General features: G+C 57.5%; 21 protein-coding genes. 14 read left to right on the top strand and 7 right to left on the bottom strand.

Features of this window, described 5'->3' with window-relative positions:
- Positions 1 to 8 precede the first annotated feature (8 nt).
- Complete coding sequence (locus tag QQK16_RS18540) at positions 9 to 1190, top strand: acetyl-CoA C-acetyltransferase (RefSeq protein ID WP_284197978.1); 1182 nt, start codon at positions 9 to 11, stop codon at positions 1188 to 1190.
- Positions 1191 to 1340: 150 nt separating this feature from the next.
- Positions 1341 to 1544: a DUF3460 family protein gene (locus QQK16_RS18545; protein WP_308447075.1), complete on the top strand. Its 204-nt coding sequence runs from the start codon at positions 1341 to 1343 to the stop codon at positions 1542 to 1544.
- Positions 1545 to 1879: 335 nt separating this feature from the next.
- Here QQK16_RS18545 and QQK16_RS18550 read toward each other — a convergent pair whose 3' ends face one another.
- From QQK16_RS18550 to QQK16_RS18580, 7 genes are all read right to left on the bottom strand, one after another.
- A complete protein-coding gene (locus QQK16_RS18550) occupies positions 1880 to 2206 on the bottom strand; it encodes a hypothetical protein (protein WP_284197979.1) in 327 nt (108 codons plus the stop codon).
- Between the two features lie 121 nt (positions 2207 to 2327).
- Positions 2328 to 2681 (bottom strand): hypothetical protein, encoded by a 354-nt coding sequence (locus tag QQK16_RS18555; protein ID WP_284197980.1) that lies wholly within the window; start codon positions 2679 to 2681, stop codon positions 2328 to 2330.
- A 390-nt stretch (positions 2682 to 3071) separates the two neighbouring features.
- Complete coding sequence (locus QQK16_RS18560) at positions 3072 to 3572, bottom strand: hypothetical protein (RefSeq protein WP_284197981.1); 501 nt, start codon at positions 3570 to 3572, stop codon at positions 3072 to 3074.
- 235 nt (positions 3573 to 3807) lie between these two features.
- Entirely contained in the window at positions 3808 to 4170 is a 363-nt protein-coding gene (locus QQK16_RS18565) for a hypothetical protein (RefSeq protein ID WP_284197982.1), read from the bottom strand.
- Between the two features lie 309 nt (positions 4171 to 4479).
- Entirely contained in the window at positions 4480 to 4854 is a 375-nt protein-coding gene (locus tag QQK16_RS18570; RefSeq protein WP_284197983.1) for a hypothetical protein, read from the bottom strand.
- A gap of 294 nt (positions 4855 to 5148) precedes the next feature.
- Positions 5149 to 5676: a hypothetical protein gene (locus tag QQK16_RS18575; protein WP_284197984.1), complete on the bottom strand. Its 528-nt coding sequence runs from the start codon at positions 5674 to 5676 to the stop codon at positions 5149 to 5151.
- Between the two features lie 94 nt (positions 5677 to 5770).
- Entirely contained in the window at positions 5771 to 6232 is a 462-nt protein-coding gene (locus QQK16_RS18580; protein ID WP_284197985.1) for a hypothetical protein, read from the bottom strand.
- Positions 6233 to 7055: 823 nt separating this feature from the next.
- Between QQK16_RS18580 and QQK16_RS18585 the strand changes: the two genes are divergently transcribed.
- From QQK16_RS18585 to QQK16_RS18640, 12 genes are all read left to right on the top strand, one after another.
- The gene (locus QQK16_RS18585; RefSeq protein ID WP_284197986.1) at positions 7056 to 8330 is read left to right on the top strand and encodes an MFS transporter; all 1275 of its coding nucleotides are present in this window, start codon (positions 7056 to 7058) and stop codon (positions 8328 to 8330) included.
- Between the two features lie 57 nt (positions 8331 to 8387).
- The gene (locus QQK16_RS18590; RefSeq protein ID WP_284197987.1) at positions 8388 to 9773 is read left to right on the top strand and encodes a NarK family nitrate/nitrite MFS transporter; all 1386 of its coding nucleotides are present in this window, start codon (positions 8388 to 8390) and stop codon (positions 9771 to 9773) included.
- Positions 9774 to 9968: 195 nt separating this feature from the next.
- Positions 9969 to 13706: a nitrate reductase subunit alpha gene (locus QQK16_RS18595; RefSeq protein ID WP_284197988.1), complete on the top strand. Its 3738-nt coding sequence runs from the start codon at positions 9969 to 9971 to the stop codon at positions 13704 to 13706.
- Complete coding sequence (narH, locus tag QQK16_RS18600; protein WP_284197989.1) at positions 13703 to 15271, top strand: nitrate reductase subunit beta; 1569 nt, start codon at positions 13703 to 13705, stop codon at positions 15269 to 15271. The genes QQK16_RS18595 and narH overlap by 4 nt, the downstream gene beginning before the upstream one ends.
- 73 nt (positions 15272 to 15344) lie before the next feature.
- Positions 15345 to 15989, top strand: coding sequence for a nitrate reductase molybdenum cofactor assembly chaperone (gene narJ / locus QQK16_RS18605; RefSeq protein ID WP_284197990.1), 645 nt, complete (start codon positions 15345 to 15347; stop codon positions 15987 to 15989).
- Positions 15990 to 16008: 19 nt separating this feature from the next.
- Complete coding sequence (narI, locus tag QQK16_RS18610; RefSeq protein WP_284197991.1) at positions 16009 to 16692, top strand: respiratory nitrate reductase subunit gamma; 684 nt, start codon at positions 16009 to 16011, stop codon at positions 16690 to 16692.
- A 68-nt stretch (positions 16693 to 16760) separates the two neighbouring features.
- Positions 16761 to 17507 (top strand): peptidylprolyl isomerase, encoded by a 747-nt coding sequence (locus tag QQK16_RS18615; RefSeq protein WP_284197992.1) that lies wholly within the window; start codon positions 16761 to 16763, stop codon positions 17505 to 17507.
- A gap of 34 nt (positions 17508 to 17541) precedes the next feature.
- Positions 17542 to 17952: a ribonucleotide reductase subunit alpha gene (locus QQK16_RS18620; protein WP_284197993.1), complete on the top strand. Its 411-nt coding sequence runs from the start codon at positions 17542 to 17544 to the stop codon at positions 17950 to 17952.
- A gap of 204 nt (positions 17953 to 18156) precedes the next feature.
- Entirely contained in the window at positions 18157 to 19155 is a 999-nt protein-coding gene (gene moaA, locus QQK16_RS18625) for a GTP 3',8-cyclase MoaA (protein WP_284197994.1), read from the top strand.
- Position 19156: 1 nt separating this feature from the next.
- Positions 19157 to 19816: a carbonic anhydrase gene (locus QQK16_RS18630; protein WP_284197995.1), complete on the top strand. Its 660-nt coding sequence runs from the start codon at positions 19157 to 19159 to the stop codon at positions 19814 to 19816.
- Complete coding sequence (mobB, locus tag QQK16_RS18635; RefSeq protein WP_284197996.1) at positions 19813 to 20313, top strand: molybdopterin-guanine dinucleotide biosynthesis protein B; 501 nt, start codon at positions 19813 to 19815, stop codon at positions 20311 to 20313. Before QQK16_RS18630 ends, mobB begins: the two co-directional genes overlap by 4 nt.
- Positions 20306 to 21511, top strand: coding sequence for a molybdopterin molybdotransferase MoeA (locus tag QQK16_RS18640; RefSeq protein WP_284197997.1), 1206 nt, complete (start codon positions 20306 to 20308; stop codon positions 21509 to 21511). The genes mobB and QQK16_RS18640 overlap by 8 nt, the downstream gene beginning before the upstream one ends.
- The last annotated feature ends 10 nt before the right edge of the window (positions 21512 to 21521 follow it).

Raw genomic sequence — 21521 nt, forward strand, 5'->3', positions numbered from 1 at the left:
AGCAAATCATGACTGAAGTCGTAATCGTTGCCGCACAGCGTACTGCCATAGCCTCATTCGGCGGCAGCCTGGCCAAGGTGTCTGCCCCCGATCTGGGTGCTACCGTCATCAAGGCACTGCTGGAGAAGACCGGCGTGGCCCCCGAGCAGATCAGCGAAGTGATACTGGGCAATGTGCTTACCGCAGGCCTGGGCCAGAATCCGGCCCGCCAAGCCCTGATCAAGGCAGGTATTCCGGTGCATGTGCCAGCACTGACCATCAACCAGGTGTGCGGCTCCGGCCTCAAGGCCACCCATCTGGCGGTGCAATCCATCCTGTCGGGCGATAACGATATCGTCATCGCCGGTGGCCAGGAGAACATGTCGCTGGCGCCGCACCTGCTGCCCAACTCGCGCGATGGCATACGCATGGGTAGCGCCACCCTGGTGGACAGCATGATGTACGATGGCCTGACAGATGTGTACAACCAGTACCCCATGGGCATCACCGCCGAGAACATCGCCACCAAGTACAACATCAGCCGCCAGGAGCAGGACGAGCTGGCGCTGGCCTCGCAGAACAAGGCCGAGGCCGCCCAGAAGGCAGGCCGCTTTGCCGACGAAATCACTCCCGTGCTGGTGCCGCAACGCAAGGGTGATCCGGTTGCGTTTGCCAGCGATGAATACATCAAGCTGGGCACCACCATGGATGCTCTGGCCAAGCTGCGCCCTGCCTTCAACAAGGAGGGCAGTGTCACAGCCGGCAATGCCTCGGGCATCAATGACGGCGCCGCAGCCCTGATGCTGATGAGTGCAGCGAAGGCTGCCGAGCTGGGCCTCAAGCCATTGGCGCGTGTGGCCGGCTATGCCTCGGCAGGTGTCGAGCCCAGCATCATGGGCATGGGCCCGGTGCCCGCCACACAGCGTGCGCTAGCCCGCGCCGGCTGGACGCTGGACCAAGTCGACCTGATCGAAGCCAATGAAGCCTTCGCCGCCCAGGCTCTGGGGGTTGCCCGCGAGCTGAAGTGGGACTGGAACAAGGTCAACGTGAACGGCGGCGCGATAGCGCTGGGCCACCCCATCGGCGCATCAGGAGCCCGCGTGCTGGTCACCCTGCTGCACGAACTGGCGCGGCGCGATGCCAAGCGGGGCCTGGCTACCCTCTGCATAGGCGGCGGCATGGGCGTGGCCTTGTGTGTGGAACGCATCTGATCCAACACACCGCGCAGCGACAACAAACCCCTGCCTCAGCGCAGGGGTTTGTTTTTTCGGCCATGCCTGCAGCGGGCCCAAGTCCCTGCATGCGCTTAGGGTATCTGGCGGTATAATGACTGTCTGGATTTAGGCTAGAGGTAACCCATCATGGCATTGCTGTTCAAAGACACCACATACGTATCCGAAACCACCCAGTTCCTGCGTGAGTTCCTCGACAAGAACCCGGAAGTGGCCAAGGGCCAGGTGGAAGGCCGCGCACTGCTGTGGGACAAGCAGGTAGATCGCGGTTTCCAGGCAGAGGCCGAGGCCGGCCGGGTGAACCAGAAGGCTTATGTGTATCAGCCGGACTGAGTTGGTACCGCAGGTGTAAGAAGCGCCGGCCTTGTGCCGGCGTTTTCATTTGTATCGCTGCTGTGCTTTGCGGGGATGGATGAACTTATGTATGGTTACTTCTCACTTGTCAGCGTAGTGGTCTTGCCCAGCACGAACTGCGGGCCTTCCGCCGTATGTTCAATGATGCCGAATTTGACAAGCTGGCCTTCGATTTTGAGGTGAATGTCACCTCAGCCTTTATCATTGCCAGTAGTGGTCGCACGTCACTGGCGCTAAACGGAATGGGGTGCGGCGCTTCTGTCGTCCGACACACACGTAATGCAGTATTGTCAACTCTGTTTGGAAAAGTATTGTCATGCGACCATATTGCTCATATTCTGCAAGGATCTCGAAATCATATCCTTTTGATTCTTAAATAGTTCCCAGTGCTCAGCGTCACCCCAATCCACATTTGTTTCCCGTTCTACAAACTTTACAAAGCTACCATCCCTCTCTGACTTGGCCTGCTGCAATACAGAAATAAGCACATGAACATCTTTCCCTTCTGAGTAGAAGAATAACCTCTCTGCAGAGTATTTGGCTAATTCAGAAAGTGCGAAATTATTCCAAGTCAGCTCATCTGCCTGATAATAACATTCAAACTCTCTTGTTACTAACGCATATGCCTCTTGGGTTTCCATAAACTTCGCCGGTTCTATTGTGGTGAATATGTTACCAGAGGCTAACCGTTAGCGCTTTACACCATGAGGGGCAGTTGGTGGTGTGGGCTCTTGTGAACGCCAAAATAGGCCTCCAACTTATTTACCATTTCAATTTCCATATTCTTTTATCATAGGAGTAAATGGCGGTGAGATAATCAGTCTCACAAAATCCCCTACTGTAGTCAGTGTAGATAACAACCAAATTTGGCTCGACTTCTTCAATGGATATTACGCCGTGCGGTGGCCAATCTCTATATCGTAGCCAAGTTACAATTGCGCCAAATTTACTCTGCTTCCAGCCGATTTGGCGATAAGTTTCGCCACCATCTTCTGAGAGGTATATCTCACTTTTGTCATTGATATTCTCCACGACCACTCGGAGAGCATCGCTTGCCATCTCGTGCCGAGAGCGAACCATCGCTGGCGTATTTAAGTACTTCAAAGTTGGCTTCATTTTTATTTACCCGTAAAGAGATCGTAGTAGTAGTCTCCAACCTCTCAGCCATAACTTGAGGCAAATATACTACTACCGACACCTGCCAGTATTCCCCCAGCTAAGATTACCGGCACGCCGGTGATTAAACCAACGGCGATAGTGCTAACAGCCATCGTTTCAAGCGTTCCTCCGGCTACCCCACCTGCAAAGGAACCGATTTCTTGAGAGGCATAGCGTGCAGTTTTTCGTTCGGGTGCATTGTATACGCGATATGCACCCAACGCATCGCAGGGTCTTGCATTTTGTATCCTCCAAACAGCCTTGGAATGCAAAATTCAAGACCTGACCCTATAGTTTTTCATAGTTTGTCTTGGTTCTGTGCGCCCGTAATTGGTTGGGTGGTTTCCCTTAATTTGCAGAAAATACTACAACTGAGCCAGCAGGATGTGTCCCTTTCCAGCCACATGGCCACCCCCCCATCCGATAGCAGTCAAACAACTTTTCAAAGAAATGGGGGGCGCTTCCAATCACTGCACGCTTATAAGCGCAGTAGTACAAATCGGTCGCAATTTGATCACCAATATCATCAAAGGGGCTACGCGAAAACCTAGCCTTTGCAATAGCTCCCAATTCATCGACTAATTTGCTTAGTTCTTTGGATGCCTCTCTGAAGTCCTTGAGGGTATACTCAAGGCGAAGAAGTTCACCAGCAAACTTGTCTTGCAAATACATCCAGTTTGTAAAACCATCGATAGATTCTTGAGTCCATGCTAACTCTTGAGCATGCACAAAATCCACTTCGATTATCGATCCGGTGATGCCTCCTTGATATGACACGGTGAAAAATTCCCCAGATCGGGCGTATTCGATAACTTCCTCAACCAAAGTCGTATTTGGGCCGAAGCGCATTTTCCTTACTCCATCAATTACGTGTTCAGCCAGCGTGTCCAGAGGTCATAAATGCCGCAATCCTTTGGTCGCACCGGCAATCCCTGCTCTTGCATCGACGTCCCCGCGAACTCAGCAGGAACCATGGAGTCAGGTCTTGTATTTTGCATCCTCCAAACAGCCTTGGAATGCAAAATACAAGACCTGGTCCTATAGTTTGTAGCTTGTGCGAGAACTGGTACTATGGTTTATGTATTTATCGAATCAGTTGCACACCCCTGAAGGTCAATGAGCCGTGGTCGTTGTCAATGATGGAAACATATTTCTTTTCTAGCAAATTAACTATTCTCTCAGCTAGCGGCTTGTTCCTAAAACTCACATAAACCAACTGCGGCTTATCGATGATCGCTCTTATGGCGCTAAGCTCCGATTCATCATACCTGTAAAAATCGGTCGAGGCACATTCAACTTCTACCTCGTCACTTCCACTGTTTTCAGATTCCCAGACTTTTATGCAAGTGTCACTTGGTAGAGTCCAGTAGCCGAAATCCTTGAGGAGATCAGCAATTTCTGCGGCAGATATCGACATATCCAATATGATCATGATGTCTTGTCGCATTGAGATTTCCTCGCGCTGCAAATCAACCCTCAATAATCCAGTAGATCATCGAGTGTATTTACAATCGTTTAAGTCATAACTCACAGGGTCTTGTTATTTGTATTCCAAGGCTTTTTTGAAAGTGCAAAATACAAGACCCCTATGTTTGCTTACCGGTACTGACTGACTAATCTCCTTTGATGGAGTTTGACTCCAAATTGTGGTGCTACTCAAATCCGGGTGGACGTCGGTTTGTGGTTTGCGTGATGTTTCATTGCAAGTTAAAGGGGCTGTTGTGAACGCCGAACGGGGCAGTGGTGGCTATTATGGCTATGGCATACCGTCTTGAAGTTCACCAATGTTACGCTGCTGTTCTACAGATTTCTCGCGGGCTTCAATCATTTGTGTCAATCTGTCGAAAGTGATTTCATAGTACTTCCCAGGCAACGAGAAAGTTTGGTTGTCAAGAATCTCAAATGCTACATACCCAACTTGAAGAGCATCAAGCCGCCTAATTAAGTCCAAGAGTTGATTCGGAAAATCTGGATTGTTCCGATCAAATATTGCCCGTTCCAGCAATGGGGTGCCATTAGCAAAAGATTGGTTTATTAGTGACAATCCAATACCTAGTTTTTCTCGAATAGCCCCAATTGCTTCAATCTTCTTGGGGCCAAAGTCACGAATAAACAGAGTCACTTTCGACATGTGGATGCTCCTTAAAGCTGATCAGACATATCTGGATTAACATGAACACTATGAGAAAGCATAGGGTCAGGTCTCAATACTGTTCGGTTAGATTGTTCGCGCGATTGCCGCTATCCACGACGATAGCCACTGGATTGCACCGTAGTCATGGACGAGCCCAAGTTGTTCATCCACGGTAGCAACCGCTAAAATCAATCCAACTGAATGCATAGGGTCTTGTATTTTGCATTCCAAGACTGTTTGGAATATGCAAAATACAAGACCTGACTCCATTTTTGCTCTTGGCTTAGTGTGCTACTGCTCGGCCTCAAAATCTCCCTCGTCTAGGCGCTCCAGGAACACACCCGCAATGCCTGGCGATAGTTCCAGCACGGCTTCGGCGATCTGATGTTGGCCCTTGGCCGCCGCAATTGCGGCAAGTGCGCAACGAACCATGCCTTCGTCCCAGTCGGCAGTTGCACCAAGGGCGACAAGCGATGGCATTCGCGCTAGCGCGGCACGGTAGGCCGCTTCCAAGTTTGGTGGCACCACAGCGCCTTGCTTGCGACGACAAATCTCCACCCACGCAGGGAACTGGAAATAGTCGCTGCCGGCCTTTTCTGGCGCCAGCGCAAGCGCTTCGACAATATGGGGTACTGCTGCAAACGACGCAGAATACACGTCGCCTTGGTGTGCAAGCGCGCTCCAAATGTCAAACCAAATGGCTTGGTTGTGGGACGGCAGGCCGTTTTCGGATAGTTGCGCCAGCATCGGCGGAATATCTGTTGCGGAACCATATGCATGGTCAAGCGTTGACCACGTTGGGTCTTCGAGGTTTAGCATTTTTGTAACGCTATGGCGTGTTTGGGTTGGGGGATGGGCGCTAACAGTTCTGACGCCAATGCTGCATTAGCATTACCAGGTTGCGCGATACGCTTTATCGAGCGCCAATCAATGGGCGCGTCTCTGGGTAGGCACGAATTAATGAGGCTTCCATCTCCGCAGGAAGTCCGATGAAAATCGTCGCACTGCTATCCCAGCAGGCAATTTCGAACAGTGCACCAGCAAGCTGCGGCATTGGCTCGGTTCCTTTCCAATAGTTCGGGTTGCCTTCAACGTATGGTACTTCCTCGACTGCCGAGCGGTGTCCGGTCGGAACTGCGCTGAACACGGCCCAGATGAATTGCACATCATTGTTCTGAAGGAAGTCCGAAAGCTGCTGGCCGCATATCCATTGGTCTTCCGAATGAAAGTCAGTGCCGTAGTAGTTGGTCTCTATGTCGCTGATGTACCAGTCATAGTCAGCAGCACAGACACCAAGTGCATCCAGCATCAAGCGTATGTCGGTGAAGTAGGGAACCTGCTCGGTTCGTTCAAGGATAAGGTTCATCGCGGACATTTGTCCTAGTCAATCGAACGCGGTGTTCAGACAAGGGGCTGGCAGTACGATGTTGCGCGCCAATTTGGGGCCGAGCACCGGCGGCAACTTTATGCTTCCCATATGGTTCCATGCTGCACGAAAAGCGGCAACTTTATGGTTCCACACGTGAGAAGCGGGAAGCATAAAGCTGCCGTTTTGCGAAAAACGAAGCATAAAGCTGCCAGTCCAATGGCATACGTGTGGAAGAGTGAGGCTTAGGGGGTAAACCGCTGAAACCGTTGAACGGCCTGGCTTTGAAGCAGACGAGGGGCGGGCGGGAAGAGCGGCTGAAGTGACGGTTCTTACGAGGTTTGTAAGAAAACACAACAAAATGGAAGCATATACTTGCCGCAGCGGCAACTTTATGGTTCCCGTCACAACTAGTGTGACGGGAACCATAAAGTCTCCGGGGTCGGGAAGCATAACGTTGCCAAACTGCTCGTCGCTGCCTGATTCAACTAATCCTGAGCCCACGCTGGGTGCGCCCTAGGCACGCTGTCAGCGCTGGGGTAGGGGGCTGCGTCTTGCGGTCACGGATTTGCCCGAATCTCGGCAAGCGGCATCAGCACACCACGAGGCCAGCGAAAAATTTAGGTTAGCTTTGGACTTGGGCACTACTGGTGAAAGATGCGGGCTAGCGAGCACGATACAGGGGCGTGACTTGCTTGGGTTGCTACGAGATATCACCCAGGCGAACTAGTCAGTCTGCCCAGTCCTATCTGGTTCTATTGGCGAATGGTGGACAGTACCGAGTCACTCTAAGCTGGCTCTCACGAGATATAGACGATCGTGAGAGAGCATCATGGCTAAGGACACTACAGCCGGCAACAGTCAGGCTACCTCGGTACTGCTATCCAGTACGTTTGCTTTCACCATCTGCTTTGCGGTCTGGATGATGTTTGCCGTACTCGGCATACCCATCAAGAAGCAGCTGGATTTATCCGAAACTCAGTTTGGCCTGTTGGCCGCGATGCCCGTGCTGACGGGATCATTGGTGCGGGTGCCGCTGGGCATTTGGACTGATCGCTACGGCGGACGCATCGTGCTGTTCATCCTGATGCTGTCCACGGTGATTCCCATCTGGCTGATGAGCTATGCAACTGCCTATTGGCAGTTCCTGGTCCTGGCGCTGTTTGTGGGCCTGGCTGGCGGCTCGTTCTCGGTCGGTACGCCCTATGTCGCGCGCTGGTTTCCCAAGAGCCGCCAAGGTTTTGCCATGGGCGTGTTCGGCGCGGGCAACTCAGGCTCGGCCCTGACCAAATTCGTGGCGCCTGCGCTGATTGCCGCGGCGGGTGGCGCGTGGGTGATCGTGCCCAAGGTTTACGCTGTTGCCATGCTGGTGACAGCCGTGCTGTTCTGGTTTCTCTCGGCCAGCAATCCCGCTCATCTGGTCAAGCAAAGTGGCAGTTTTGGCGAGCAGTTGAAGATGCTGCGAGACCCCCGCGTCTGGCGCTATTGCCAGTATTACTCAGTGGTCTTCGGCGGCTACGTGGGCCTGGCACTGTGGATGACCAAGTACTACATCGGCGAATACGGCTTTGATCTCAGGCTGGCTGCATTGCTGGCGGCCTGTTTTTCTCTGCCTGGTGGGGTGCTGCGGGCGATTGGTGGGTGGGTGTCGGACAAATACGGTGCCTACAAGACCACCTGGTGGGTGATGTGGGTGTGCTGGATTGCCTTCTTTCTGCTCAGCTATCCGCAAACCCAATTCACCATCCTTACCGTCGAAGGCCCTCGCACCTTCCATATCGGCCTGAATGCGACGCTGTTCACCGTCCTGCTGTTTGTGGTTGGTATCGCCATGGCGATAGGCAAGGCTTCGGTATTCAAGTTCATATCAGACGAATTCCCCACCAATATTGGTGCGGTTTCTGGCGTGGTCGGTCTCGCTGGCGGCTTGGGCGGATTCATCCTGCCCATCATGTTCGGCGCCTTACTGGATCTGACCGGCATCCGCTCCAGTGCCTTCATGCTGCTGTATGGCACGGTCTGCGTCAGCCTGGTCTGGATGCACTTCAGTTTCCGCCCGGAGAGTGTCGCAGAGGGGCAGCGCGCCTTGGCTTCCCGTGCGGCATAACAGTTCAAAAGCAAGCGCTTACGGATTCACTCTTTTCCTCCATCAAGGATATCTATCATGTCCAGTCACGTACTAAAGCGCTGGGAACCGGAAAATACCAGCTTCTGGGAGCAAACCGGTGCGCGGATTGCCAATCGCAATTTATGGATCTCCATTCCGGCACTGATGCTTGCCTTCAGTGTCTGGATGCTCTGGAGTGTGGTGGTGGTCAACCTCGACAAGGCAGGTTTTCAGCTATCCAAGAACCAGATGTTCTGGCTGACGGCACTGCCGGCCTTGTCTGGAGCAACCCTGCGGATTTTCTATTCCTTCCTGGTGCCCATCTTTGGCGGGCGCAAATGGACGGCCATCTCCACTGCCAGCCTGCTGATACCGGCACTGGGCATGGGATTCGCGTTACGCGACCCCAGTACCAGCTTCCCCACCTTGCTCATCTTGGCGCTGCTGTGTGGCCTGGGCGGGGGCAACTTCAGCTCCAGCATGTCCAACATCAGTTTCTTTTTCCCCAAGGCTAAAAAAGGCCTGGCCACCGGCTTGAATGCCGGGATAGGCAATCTTGGGGTCTCGCTGGTGCAGTTTGTGGTGCCCGTGGTGATATCCATGGGCCTGCTGGGAGCGATGGGTGGCGAGCCGCAGCAGTATGTGAAGGATGGCGTGGAAAAAAGCATCTGGTTGCAGAATGCCGGCTTTGTCTGGGTGCCTTTTATCATCGCTGCCAGCCTGGCCGCCTGGTTTGGCATGAATGACATTGCCGATGCCAAGGCGTCGTTTGCCGATCAGGCTGTGATCTTCAAGCGCAAGCATAACTGGCTGATGTGCTGGCTCTATGTGGGCACCTTTGGTTCCTTCATCGGCTTCTCTGCAGGCCTTGCCATGCTGACCAAGTCCCAGTTTCCTGGCATCAACCCCACAGCCTATGCCTTTCTTGGCCCCCTGGTGGGCGCCTTGGCGCGGCCCCTGGGTGGTTGGGTGTCTGACAAGCTGGGTGGTGCGCGCGTCACACTGTGGACCTTCGCCGGCATGATTGCGGCCGTCTTCGGGGTGCTGCATTACCTGCCACAAGGCGGGCAGGGGGGCGACTTCTATGGCTTCCTGGCCATGTTCATCCTGTTGTTTGCCCTTACCGGCATAGGCAACGGCTCTACCTTCCGCATGATTCCAGTGATCTTCCTGACTGAGCGTCAGCGCGAAGCCAGGGGGCGTGGCGAGAAAGCCGAAAAACAGGCGGTAGTGGATGCCAGCAAAGAGGCGGCTGCCGTACTGGGCTTTTCCGGCGCCATAGGGGCGTATGGCGGCTTCTTCATTCCCAAGAGCTTCGGCACGTCGATAGACCTGACCGGCGGGGTGGATGGCGCGCTGTTCTGCTTTATCGCTTTCTACCTGAGCTGCATGGCCATCACCTGGTGGTATTACGCACGCAAGCAAGCACCCATGCCTTGCTGATCCCCAAGCGCCCTTATGGGCGCTTTTTTTTGTGGCCATGTGGGACTAGTCCATATGGCCTATGCGGACTAGTCCCACTGCGCTGCCTTACCCCCTCCCTCCGGTGAATGGGAAGCGCAGGCGCAAAAAACTACAGTGGCACTGTCCCAATCGCAGCCCGGGCCACCTTCAGGGTGACCGTCATGGAGAGCAATAATGAGTCACTTTCTGGATCGACTGAAATTCATGTCGCGCGTGAAGTCCACATTCTCGGACGGTCATGGCGCGGTGGTGGATGAGGATCGCAAATGGGAAGACGGCTACCGTAGCCGTTGGCAGCACGACAAGATCGTGCGCTCCACCCACGGTGTGAACTGCACCGGCTCCTGCAGCTGGAAGGTATACGTCAAGAATGGCCTGATCACCTGGGAAACCCAGCAGACCGACTACCCGCGCACCCGCCCAGACCTACCTAACCATGAGCCCCGTGGCTGCCCTCGCGGTGCTTCATACAGCTGGTATGTGTATTCGGCGCAGCGGGTGAAGTACCCGATGATACGTGGCCGCCTGATCGAGATGTGGCGCGAAGCCCGCAAGACCATGGATCCAATCGCTGCCTGGGAATCCATCAGCCAGAACCCCGAGAAAGCCAAGCGCTACAAGAGTGTGCGCGGGCAGGGGGGCTTTGTGCGTGCCGACTGGGATACGGCCACCGAGATCATTGCGGCCGCCAATGCACTGACCATCAAGAAATACGGGCCTGATCGCATCGTGGGCTTCTCGCCGATTCCGGCCATGTCCATGGTGTCCTACGCTGCCGGTGCCCGCTACCTGAGCCTGCTTGGCGGCGCCTGCCTGAGTTTCTACGACTGGTACTGTGATTTGCCACCGGCCAGCCCACAGATCTGGGGTGAGCAGACCGATGTGCCTGAGTCGGCCGACTGGTACAACTCGACCTACCTGATGGTTTGGGGCTCCAATGTGCCCATGACACGTACCCCGGACGCTCATTTCTACACCGAGGTTCGCTACAAGGGCACCAAGACCGTGGCCGTGTCGAGCGACTTTGGCGAGATGGTGAAATTTGGCGACATCTGGCTGGCGCCCAAGCAGGGTACCGATGCCGCCCTGGCCATGGCCATGGGGCATGTGATCCTCAAAGAGTTTCACCTGACAGGCAAGTCAGACTACTTCAGCAGCTATGCCAAACAGTACACCGACATGCCCATGCTGGTGATGCTGAAGGAGCGCAACGGTTGCCTGGTGCCCGATCACTTCCTGCGTGCAGCCCACCTGGCGGGCAATCATGGCGAGGCAAACAATCCGGAGTGGAAAACGCTGCAGATTGATGCCCGTAGCGGCGATGTCGTGGTGCCTAACGGCACCATCGGTTTCCGCTGGGGCGAGGGCAAGGTCAATGATGGCGAAAAGGTGGGCCGTTGGAATCTGGAACAGAAGGATGGCGGTAGCGGCCGCGAGGTCGATCCGCTGCTCAGCCTGATTGATCAGCGCGATGACGTAGCAGGCGTGGGCTTCCCCTATTTTGGCGGGGAGCACGATGAGCTGCTGGTGCGCAACGTACCGATCAAGCGTATCGCCCTGGCCGATGGCACAACCGTGTCTGTGGCAACTGTGTATGACCTGCAAATGGCCAATTACGGCGTAGACCGTGGCCTGGGTGGCGGCAATGTCGCTGCCAGTTTTGATGATGACGTGCCCTATACCCCGGCCTGGCAAGAGAAACACACCACAGTGCGGCGCGAACTGGTGATCCAGGTTGCACGCGAATTCGCCCAGAATGCCCACGACACTCATGGCAAGAGCATGGTCATCGTCGGCGCAGCGCTGAACCACTGGTACCACATGGACATGACCTATCGCGGCATCATCAATATGCTCATGATGTGTGGCTGCGTGGGCCAGAGCGGTGGTGGCTGGGCCCACTATGTGGGCCAGGAAAAACTGCGGCCCCAGTTTGGCTGGGCCCCGCTGGCTTTCGCCAGCGACTGGCAGCGCCCACCGCGGCAGATGAATGGCACCAGCTTCTTCTATGCCCACACCAGCCAGTGGCGCCACGAAAAGCTGCACGTGGACGAGATACTCGCCCCCACGGCAGACCGTGCCAAGTATGGCCGCATGAGCATGATAGACCTGAACGCCAAGTCCGAGCGCATGGGCTGGTTGCCGTCGACGCCGCAACTGCAGACCAATCCGCTGGACGTGGTAGCTGCGGCCGAAGCAGCCGGCCAAGATCCGGTGGCCTATGCCGCCGCACAGCTCAAGTCGGGCAGTTTGCACATGAGTTGTGAAGACCCGGACAATCCGGCCAACTTCCCCCGCAATATGTTTGTCTGGCGCTCCAATATTCTTGGCTCCAGCGGCAAGGGGCATGAGTATTTCCTCAAGTACCTGCTGGGTACCCAGAACGCCCTGTTCGCCGACGAGGCCGACGCCATCCGGCCATCCGAGGTGAAGTTCCACGAGCAGGCTGCCGAGGGCAAGCTGGATCTGCTGACCGTGCTGGACTTCCGCATGAGTACTACCTGCCTGTATGGCGACATCGTGCTGCCTACCGCTACCTGGTATGAAAAGGACGACCTCAATACCTCGGACATGCACCCCTTCATCCACCCTCTCAGCGAGGCCGTACAGCCGCTATGGGAGAGCAAGACGGACTGGGAAATCTACAAGCTGCTGGCAAAGAAGTTCAGCGACATCGGCGGGCCGTATCTCGGCACTCGCAAGGACATCGTACTGACGCCGCTGATGCATGACACCCCGGGCGAACTGGGCCAGCCGCTGGAGCCCAAGGACTGGAAGCATGGTGAATGCGACCTGATACCGGGCAAGACAGCGCCCAATATGACCGTGGTGGAACGCAACTACGCCGATATCTACAAGAAGTTCACCTCCATCGGCCCCTTGCTCGACAAGCTGGGCAATGGCGGCAAAGGCATCAACTGGGATACCAAGCACGAAGTGCATGAGATTGCCGGCCTGACCAGGACCGTGACCGAGCCGGGCGTGAGCCAGGGGCGGCCACGGCTGGATAGCGCGATCGATGCTGCCGAGATGATCCTGACTTTTGCGCCTGAGACCAATGGCCATGTGTCGGTCAAGGCCTGGGACGCTCTGAGCAAGATCACTGGTCGAGACCATACCCACCTGGCAGTCGGTCGCGAACACGACAAGATCCGGTTCCGTGATGTGCAGGCGCAGCCGCGCAAGATCATCTCGGCGCCGACCTGGTCGGGGCTGGAGAGCGAAGAGGTCAGCTACAACGCAGGCTACACCAATGTGCATGAGCTGATTCCCTGGCGCACGCTGACGGGCCGGCAGCAGTTCTATCAGGATCACCGCTGGATGCTGGATTTCGGCGAGGGCTCCTGCGTATACAAGCCGGCCATCGACACCAAGACCGTCAAGCCCATGCTGGGACGCCATTCGAATGGTGAACACGAACTGGTGCTGAACTGGATTACGCCACACCAGAAGTGGGGCATACACAGCACCTATTCGGACAATCTACGCATGCTGACGCTGAGCCGTGGCGGCCCGCACGTCTGGATATCGGAGGCCGAAGCCAAGCAGGCTGGCATCGTCGACAACGACTGGGTGGAAGTCTTCAACGTCAACGGCACCCTGACCGCCCGCGTGGTGGTGAGCCAGCGCGTACCGCAGGGCATGTGCCTGATGTACCACGCTCAGGAAAAGATCGTGAACGTGCCCGGCGCGGAAACCAGCGGCAAGCGTGGTGGTATCCATAACTCAGTTACTCGTACGGTGCTCAAGCCCACCCACATGATAGGTGGCTATGCCCAGCAGGCTTATGGCTTCAACTACTACGGCACGGTAGGTAGCAATCGCGATGAGTTTGTCGTGCTGCGCAAGATGAAGAAAGTGGAGTGGCTGGAAGGGCCGCGCGTCGAGGACGAAGAAGGAGTCGCCAAATGAAAATCCGCGCCCAAGTCGGCATGGTGTTGAATCTCGATAAATGTATCGGGTGCCATACCTGCTCCGTCACCTGCAAGAACGTCTGGACCAGTCGCGACGGGGTGGAATACGCCTGGTTCAACAATGTGGAAACCAAGCCTGGCATCGGCTATCCCAAGGAATGGGAAAACCAGGCCAAATGGAATGGCGGCTGGAAGCGCAATACCGCAGGCAAGCTGGAACCTCGCCAGGGCGGCAAGCTCAAGATCTTGGCCAATCTGTTTGCCAACCCCAATCTGCCGGCGATAGATGACTACTATGAGCCCTTCACCTATGACTACGAGCACCTGCAAAAAGCCCCACTGAGCCAGACGCCTCCGACCGCGAGGCCGGTGTCTGTCATCACCGGCAAGAAGATGGACAAGATACAGTGGGGGCCGAACTGGGAGGATGACCTGGGCGGCGAATTCAGCTCGCGCTCCAGGGACCAGTTGTTCGAAGGCCTGCAGAAGGAGATGTACTCGACTTTCGAGAGCACCTTCATGATGTACCTGCCGCGCTTGTGCGAGCACTGCCTGAATCCCACCTGTGTGGCATCGTGTCCGTCCGGCTCGATCTACAAGCGTGAGGATGACGGCATCGTGCTGGTGGATCAGGACAAGTGCCGAGGCTGGCGCATGTGCATCTCGGGCTGTCCGTACAAGAAGATCTATTACAACTGGCAGAGTGGCAAGGCAGAGAAGTGTACCTTCTGCTTCCCCCGGATCGAGGCAGGCCAGCCCACAGTCTGCTCGGAAACCTGCGTAGGCCGCATCCGCTATCTGGGTGTGCTGCTGTACGACGCCGATCTGATTGAACAGGCTGCCTCCACCCCCAATGAGCAGGATCTGTACGAGGAGCAGCTCAAGGTCTTCCTGGATCCCCACTCGCCCGCCGTGATTGCCGAAGCCCGCAAGCAGGGTATACCGGAAAGCTGGTTGGAAGCGGCCCGCAAATCGCCGGTTTACAAGATGGCCTGCGAATGGAAAGTGGCCTTTCCCCTGCATCCCGAGTACCGCACGCTGCCCATGGTCTGGTACATCCCACCACTGTCGCCCATACAAAGCGCGGCAGAGGCCGGCCGGATGCCGCACAAGACCCTGGGCGACAGCATCATTCCTGACGTGAAGAGCTTGCGCATACCGGTGCGTTACCTGGCTAATCTGCTGACGGCGGGCAAGGAAAAACCCATTGTGACGGCGCTTGACCGCATGATCGCCATGCGTGCCTACAAGCGTGGCGAGGTGGTGCATGGCAAGCAGGAGGTCAGCCTGTTGCAGCAAGTGGGGCTGGATGCGGCCACGGTGGAGGATATGTATCAGATCATGGCCATCGCCAACTACGAGGATCGCTTCGTGATTCCGACCAGCCACAAGGAAATGGTCGAGGATAGCTTCAACGACAAAGGTAGCTGTGGCTTTACCTTCGGCAATGGCTGCTCTGGTGGTACCTCGGAAGGCTCGCTGTTTGGCAAGAAGCCGCAGGGTAGCGTGATCTTTGTCGAGATGCCCAAGTCGCGCAAGAAGCCTGTGACAACGGAGGAGTAAACGACAGGGGAGGCGTCGCAGCCTTCCGGGACGTTGTGCTGCGACACCATCCCCCGCGTTTCAGGAGTACACCATGAGCCTATACCGCATTCTTTCCGCCCTGCTTACTTACCCTGAGCCGGACCTTATCGACGCCCTGATGGAAATCGACGACGCATTGGATGCGTATCCCGATGCCCAGGAAGCACTTGCCGAGCTGACGGATTTCCTCAAGCAGCATGATCTGATCGCGTTGCAGGAGAACTATGTCGCCACCTTTGACCGCAACCCTGCTCACTCACTGCACCTGTTTGAGCATGTGCATGGCGAAAGCCGCGATCGTGGTCAGGCCATGGTCGATCTGCTGCACGAGTATCAGCAGCACGGCTTTGAGCCCGATGCGGCTGAACTGCCCGACCATGTGCCGCTGTTTCTTGAGTATCTGAGCCTGGTGAGCCCAGCGCAGGCAGAAGCCCTGCTGGGTGATGCGATACATGTGCTGGCCGCCATAGGCCGCCGCCTGGGTCGCAACGAAAGCCCCTATGCCGCTGTCTTTGCGGTGCTGTGCACCCTGACGGCCGTGGTGCCGCTGGAGCAGACCGACCCGCCGGTGCGGGACATGGACGAGGCCATGGAAACCTTTGGTCCGGGCGTAGATGGTGTCGAGCCACTACTCAAGCCCACGTTGAGCGGCACCCACACCGTGCAGTTCTACCCGCGCGCGGCAAGCGCACATTGAATCCACCGGGAGCACCATCATGAGCTACCTGCACCAATTCGTATTCGGCATCTACCCTTACATTGCTTTCGCCATCTTTATCCTGGGTAGCCTGGCCCGCTTCGAGCGAGAGCAATACACCTGGAAGAGCGACAGCTCACAAGTGCTGCATCGTGGCAATCTGCGACTGGGCAATATCCTGTTTCACCTGGGCATCATTGGGCTGTTCTTTGGCCATCTGGTCGGCCTGCTGACACCGGTAGCGGTGTGGGACGCACTGGGGGTAACGCATGGCTTCAAGCAGGCATTCGCCATGGCGGCCGGGGGTGTCATGGGTGGCCTGTGCCTGTCGGGCCTGCTCATACTGTTGCATCGCCGCCTGAGCGATCCGCGCATCCGTGCCGTCACCAAGCCTGGCGACAAGGTGTTGCTGCTCTGGATACTGGTCACCTTGCTGCTGGGTTTGTCCACCATCTTCGTCTCGGCCCAGCATATGGATGGACATGAGATGGTCTTGCTGATGACCTGGGCGCAGCACATTGTGACCTTCAAGGGAGACGCCGCTGCCTTTATCGTTGGTGCCCATCTCTTGTTCAAGCTGCATCTGTTCATGGGCATGACCTTGTTTGTCATCTTCCCCTTCACCCGGCTGGTGCATGTCTGGAGTGGCTTTGCCTCGGTGACCTACCTGGGCCGTGCTTGGCAGCTGGTTCGCCCACGCTGATCGCCTTAGAACAGGTTCTTAGCTTGCGCTTGGCCCGGCCGGGCGCCTTACCGTACCAGGAGGCCAATATGGCTGTTGTGGTGAATGGCGTAGAACTGAGTGACGCCGATATGGAACAGGAACTGCCGCTGCACGGCGATGCCCCCAACCCCATGCAGCGCGCCATGACGGCACTGGTGCTGCGGCGGGTGCTGCTGGATGAAGCCAGGCGGCTGGGTTTGCCATCTGCCGATGAGGAGGCTGCCATCGATGCACTGTTGGCAAGTGAGGTGCAAGTGCCTACGCCGGACGAGGCCAGTTGTCGCCGCCACTACCAGCAATACCCCCAGCGCTTTACCGTGGGTGAGCTGGTCGAGGTCGACCATATCCTCTTTCAAGTCACACCCAGGGTGCCGCTGGAGGCATTGCGCGGCCTGGGGGAGCAGACACTAGCTGAGTTGCTGGCTGAACCGGCTTTGTTTGCCGAGCGTGCCCGTACCTTGTCCAACTGCCCCTCAGGCGAGGTAGGCGGCAACCTCGGGCAACTGAGCCGTGGCGATACGGTGCCGGAATTCGAGCGTGTCGTGTTTGCCATGTCGCCGGGCAGCATCCTACCGCGCCTGCTGGAAACCCGCTTTGGCTTGCATATCGTGCGGGTGGCGCGACGGGTAGAAGGCCGTCTGCTGCCCTATGAACAGGTTGCCGAGCAGATTGCCGCCGCCCTGCATACTGCCAGCCAGGACGCCGCCTGGCGCCAATACCTGCAACTGCTGGTCGGCCGCGCCCGGATAGAAGGCATTACGCTGGAAGGCGCCGACAGCCCGCTGGTGCAATGAGCGCCGTGAAGATCACGCCACCCAGGAAATCGATATGTCCTTGCCCATCAACTCGTTTTCGGATTTTCTCCTTGCTGCCAAGCAGCAAGATCAACCGCAACGCTTGTTGTTTGTCTTTGCCAGGGCCGAGTTGCCAGAGCACGCCAGTCTGGAGGAGCGCGCCCGCTTTGACGCGGGGCAGGGCGGTACGCTGGCGCCCTTGATGTGTGTCGACAAGCTGCCTGAGGAAATCGGCGACTTTGTCCAGTTGCGTACCGAGTCTGAACAGATGGGGCCATCGTGGCAGCTGCTGTTTGCTGCCAGCCTGGCTGGTCGTGGCGGCAAGGCGCCGGGCAGCGCTGAGGCCGAACCCCATCTGAATCGCATGATAGAAGCGATCAAACAAGGCAGGGTGCAGCAGCTGCTGGCATTTGACCGCCAAGGCGAACCTCAACGCCTGTATTGATGGGTGCCTCAAGGCTAGGCTGGCTTGCCAGCCTGCTGGTGCGCGCGCCACCGGTCGGTTCTGCCTGCGGCTACCTCTACCCGGCCGCGCTGCCGTGTTTTTTCCGTGCTGGGGCGCTTCGCCAGAATGACTAGTCCCAACAGCGAATAGCGATGCCGCCGCAGGCTGCGCACAATGGTGGCCAGACTCCCTCGGGCTGTTGCCATGATTACTCCCACTGCCGCACCCGTATTGATCGACCCCTACCATCGCCGCATCGACTACCTGCGTGTATCGGTGACCGATCGGTGCGATCTGCGCTGTACCTACTGCCTGCCCAAGGGCTTTAAAGGCTTTGAGGAGCCTGCCAACTGGCTGACTCACCAGGAAATGAGCCGACTGGTTGGCCTGTTCGTGCAACTGGGCGTACGCAAGGTGAGATTGACCGGTGGCGAGCCCTTGCTGCGTCGCGGGATTGCCACCCTGGCGGGGCAGATAGCCGGCCTGCCCGGTCTGCAGGATCTATCACTGTCCAGCAACGGTACCCAGCTGGCCCAGCATGCAACCGCCTTGCGTGCGGCAGGTGTGCGGCGCCTGAATATCAGCCTCGATACCCTGGATGAAAGCTGTTTTGCCAGGATAACCGGGCGCGACTGCCTAGTTGATGTGCTGCAGGGCCTGTCTGTGGCCAAGGCGGCCGGCTTTGCACCGATCAAGCTCAATATGGTGGTGCAGGCGGGGGTGAATGAAGCCGAAGTGGAGCGCATGGTGGATTTCTCCATTGAGCACGGTTTTATCCTGCGCCTGATCGAAGCCATGCCCATAGGCGACACCGGCAGGCAGACTGGCGTGGTCGATCTGACGGCGTTGGGGCTGCGGCTGGCTGAGCGCTTTGGCTTGATACCCGAGGTAAAAGGCCAGGGGGCTGGGCCTGCGCGTTACTGGACGACTGCCGATGGTGAGATGAGCCTGGGTGTCATCACGCCCATGTCGCAGCATTTTTGCGCCGCATGTAACCGCGTCCGGCTTGGGGTGGATGGCACCCTGTATCTTTGCCTGGGCCAGGAAGACAAGGTGGCGCTGGGGCAGCAGTTGCGTGCAGGTGCCAGTGATGTGGAGCTGAGTGCCGCCATCGTGGCAGCCATCGCCGCCAAGCCAGAGCGGCATGAGTTCACTACCCAGCCCACCAAAATTGTTCGTTTCATGTCCCAGACTGGGGGCTGAGATGCATGACCTTGAACGCTTCATCGATGGTTTTCAGCGCTTTCAGCTGCACTACTTCGAACAGACGCCAGCCCTGTACCGCGATCTGCGCGAGGGTCAGCACCCCAATACACTGCTGATAGGCTGCTGCGACTCCCGGGTCGATCCTGCCTTGCTGCTAGGGTGCGATCCCGGCGATATCTTTACCGTACGCAATGTCGCCAATCTGGTGCCGCCCTGCAACCATGGACTGAGCCACCAGGGGGTGGCAGCCGCCATTCAGTTCGCTGTAGATCAACTGCGGGTGGCACGCATCATCATCCTGGGCCACGCTCAGTGCGGCGGCATCCGCGCCCTGGTGGAGCAGCGTTTCCCGGTTGATGGCGAGACCGACTTCATCGGCCGCTGGGTGCGTATTGCCGAGCCGGCCAGGGCCAGGGTGGCGCAGCAGCTACCCATGGCCACAGCGGCCGAACGGCAGCGGGCGTGCGAATTGGCGGCCATCCTGGTTTCGCTACGGAATCTTGAATCCTTCCCTTGGGTGCAGCAACGGCTGGCCCAGGGCGACATCACCTTGCATGGCTGGTACTTCGATCTGGATGCAGGCGCATTGCTGGCCTACTCACCGCGTGCCGATGCCTTTCTGCCGCTGGTGTGCCCACTGGTTCCGGAGGATGCATGAGTCGGGTATTTGGCCTGATAGGCCGCTCTGGCAGCGGCAAGACCAGCCTGATCGAAGCCCTGCTGCCGTGCTTCGCGGCACAGGGCTTGCGCGTCAACGTCATCAAGCACAGCCACCACGATGTGCAACTGGAGCCGCCCAGCAAGGACAGCGCACGATTCCGCTCAGCCGGTGCTGCCGAGGTGCTACTGGCTACGCCCTATCGCTTCGCCATTTTCCATGAGCTGCATGATGCGCCGGAGCCGGGCCTGGATGCGCAACTGGCGCGGCTGGCCCCTGCTGACCTGACCCTGGTCGAGGGATACAAGCGGTTTGCCATACCGCGGTTGGAAGTCTACCGGCCGGCACTGGGGCTGGTGCCCCTTTACCCGGAGCTGCCTGAGCTATTGGCAGTTGCCAGTGATCAGGCCATAGACACTACCTTGCCCGTGCTCGATCTCAACCAGCCCGCCTTCATTGCGGCGTTCATTCTGGAAAGTCTGCAATCACATGCATAGCCTAGAGGACATACAACACTTCCTGGCCAGCCATCCGGTAGCGACCCCAGGTACGGAGCAGGTGGCCCTGCATCTGGCGGCTGGTCGCGTCAGCACCCAGACCATCAAGGCCGCGCATGAATTGCCGGACTTTGACAATAGCGCCATGGATGGCTACGCCATTGCCATGCGCCCCGAGCAACCATTGGGGCCATTCCGCCTGGTGGGGTACGCGGCTGCGGGGGCGGGCGAGCGCTTGCAGATTGCTGCTGGCGAGTCGGTACGTGTCCTGACGGGGGCACCGCTGCCCTTGGGCTGCCAGGGTGTGGTGCCGCAGGAGCAGGTAAAAGTGGAGGGGGATCAGGTGCACCTGGACTCGCCCCTTTGCTATGGCGCACATATGCGCCTGCGGGGCAGTGAGCTGAGCGCCGGTAGCGTGCTGCTGTATCGCGGCGAACGCCTACGTCCCTTGCAGGTGGGGCTGCTGGCCACGCAGGGGCATGCGGCGCTGGAGGTGTATCGCCGACCGGTGATAGGCGTACTGTCTACGGGTAGCGAGTTGCAGGCGTTGGGCCAGCCCTTGGCGCCAGGCCAGATATACGATGCCAACCGGCCGCAGTTGTTGGCGCTTGCTGCCAGAGCCGGTGCCGAGGTGCTTGATCTTGGCTGGGTGCCTGATGACCTGGAAGTAACCAGGGAGCGGCTGCAGGCTGCAGCTGGCCAGTGCGACATCATAATCAGCTCGGGCGGTGCGTCTGTCGGTGAGGCAGACCATGTGCGTACGGCAGTGGAGGCATTGGGCGCCATCAGTCATTGGCAGGTCGCCATCAAGCCCGGCAAGCCATTTGCCTTCGGGCATGTCCAGGGTAAGCCGTTTCTGGGGCTGCCAGGCAACCCGGTGGCGGCGGCCATCACTTTTCTGCTGCTGGCCCGTCCTTTTATACAGCGGGCCTGCGGCGAGACCATGCGTAGCCGCTTGCCCTGCTACCTGCCCCTGGCGGAATCAGTGGAAAACATGGCGTCACGCCGGCAATTTCTGCGTGCCAGGCTGCTGGAGCAGGAAGGGCAGCGTTGTGTGCAGGCCTATGAGCAACAAGGGTCGGCGGCGCTGGCTTCGCTGGCAGAGGCGGATGTATTGCTGGAAATCCCTGAGCGTACCCGGCTGGCTGCGGGCATGCGCGTACGTTGTCACCACCTGTTTGAACTGGCTTACGCCTGATGACCCTATC

The organism is Chitinimonas prasina (genome assembly GCF_030160395.1).
GTDB classification, from domain to species: Bacteria; Pseudomonadota; Gammaproteobacteria; order Burkholderiales; family Chitinimonadaceae; genus Chitinimonas; species Chitinimonas prasina.

Bases quoted from the DNA above. Each gene is read 5' to 3' on its own strand.
- QQK16_RS18540 (WP_284197978.1), top strand. From the start codon at position 9: ATGACTGAAGTCGTAATCGTTGCCGCACAGCGTACTGCCATAGCCTCA.
- QQK16_RS18545 (WP_308447075.1), top strand. From the start codon at position 1,341: ATGGCATTGCTGTTCAAAGACACCACATACGTATCCGAAACCACCCAG.
- QQK16_RS18550 (WP_284197979.1), bottom strand. From the start codon at position 2,206: ATGGAAACCCAAGAGGCATATGCGTTAGTAACAAGAGAGTTTGAATGT.
- QQK16_RS18555 (WP_284197980.1), bottom strand. From the start codon at position 2,681: ATGAAGCCAACTTTGAAGTACTTAAATACGCCAGCGATGGTTCGCTCT.
- QQK16_RS18560 (WP_284197981.1), bottom strand. From the start codon at position 3,572: ATGCGCTTCGGCCCAAATACGACTTTGGTTGAGGAAGTTATCGAATAC.
- QQK16_RS18565 (WP_284197982.1), bottom strand. From the start codon at position 4,170: ATGCGACAAGACATCATGATCATATTGGATATGTCGATATCTGCCGCA.
- QQK16_RS18570 (WP_284197983.1), bottom strand. From the start codon at position 4,854: ATGTCGAAAGTGACTCTGTTTATTCGTGACTTTGGCCCCAAGAAGATT.
- QQK16_RS18575 (WP_284197984.1), bottom strand. From the start codon at position 5,676: ATGCTAAACCTCGAAGACCCAACGTGGTCAACGCTTGACCATGCATAT.
- QQK16_RS18580 (WP_284197985.1), bottom strand. From the start codon at position 6,232: ATGTCCGCGATGAACCTTATCCTTGAACGAACCGAGCAGGTTCCCTAC.
- QQK16_RS18585 (WP_284197986.1), top strand. From the start codon at position 7,056: ATGGCTAAGGACACTACAGCCGGCAACAGTCAGGCTACCTCGGTACTG.
- QQK16_RS18590 (WP_284197987.1), top strand. From the start codon at position 8,388: ATGTCCAGTCACGTACTAAAGCGCTGGGAACCGGAAAATACCAGCTTC.
- QQK16_RS18595 (WP_284197988.1), top strand. From the start codon at position 9,969: ATGAGTCACTTTCTGGATCGACTGAAATTCATGTCGCGCGTGAAGTCC.
- narH (WP_284197989.1), top strand. From the start codon at position 13,703: ATGAAAATCCGCGCCCAAGTCGGCATGGTGTTGAATCTCGATAAATGT.
- narJ (WP_284197990.1), top strand. From the start codon at position 15,345: ATGAGCCTATACCGCATTCTTTCCGCCCTGCTTACTTACCCTGAGCCG.
- narI (WP_284197991.1), top strand. From the start codon at position 16,009: ATGAGCTACCTGCACCAATTCGTATTCGGCATCTACCCTTACATTGCT.
- QQK16_RS18615 (WP_284197992.1), top strand. From the start codon at position 16,761: ATGGCTGTTGTGGTGAATGGCGTAGAACTGAGTGACGCCGATATGGAA.
- QQK16_RS18620 (WP_284197993.1), top strand. From the start codon at position 17,542: ATGTCCTTGCCCATCAACTCGTTTTCGGATTTTCTCCTTGCTGCCAAG.
- moaA (WP_284197994.1), top strand. From the start codon at position 18,157: ATGATTACTCCCACTGCCGCACCCGTATTGATCGACCCCTACCATCGC.
- QQK16_RS18630 (WP_284197995.1), top strand. From the start codon at position 19,157: ATGCATGACCTTGAACGCTTCATCGATGGTTTTCAGCGCTTTCAGCTG.
- mobB (WP_284197996.1), top strand. From the start codon at position 19,813: ATGAGTCGGGTATTTGGCCTGATAGGCCGCTCTGGCAGCGGCAAGACC.
- QQK16_RS18640 (WP_284197997.1), top strand. From the start codon at position 20,306: ATGCATAGCCTAGAGGACATACAACACTTCCTGGCCAGCCATCCGGTA.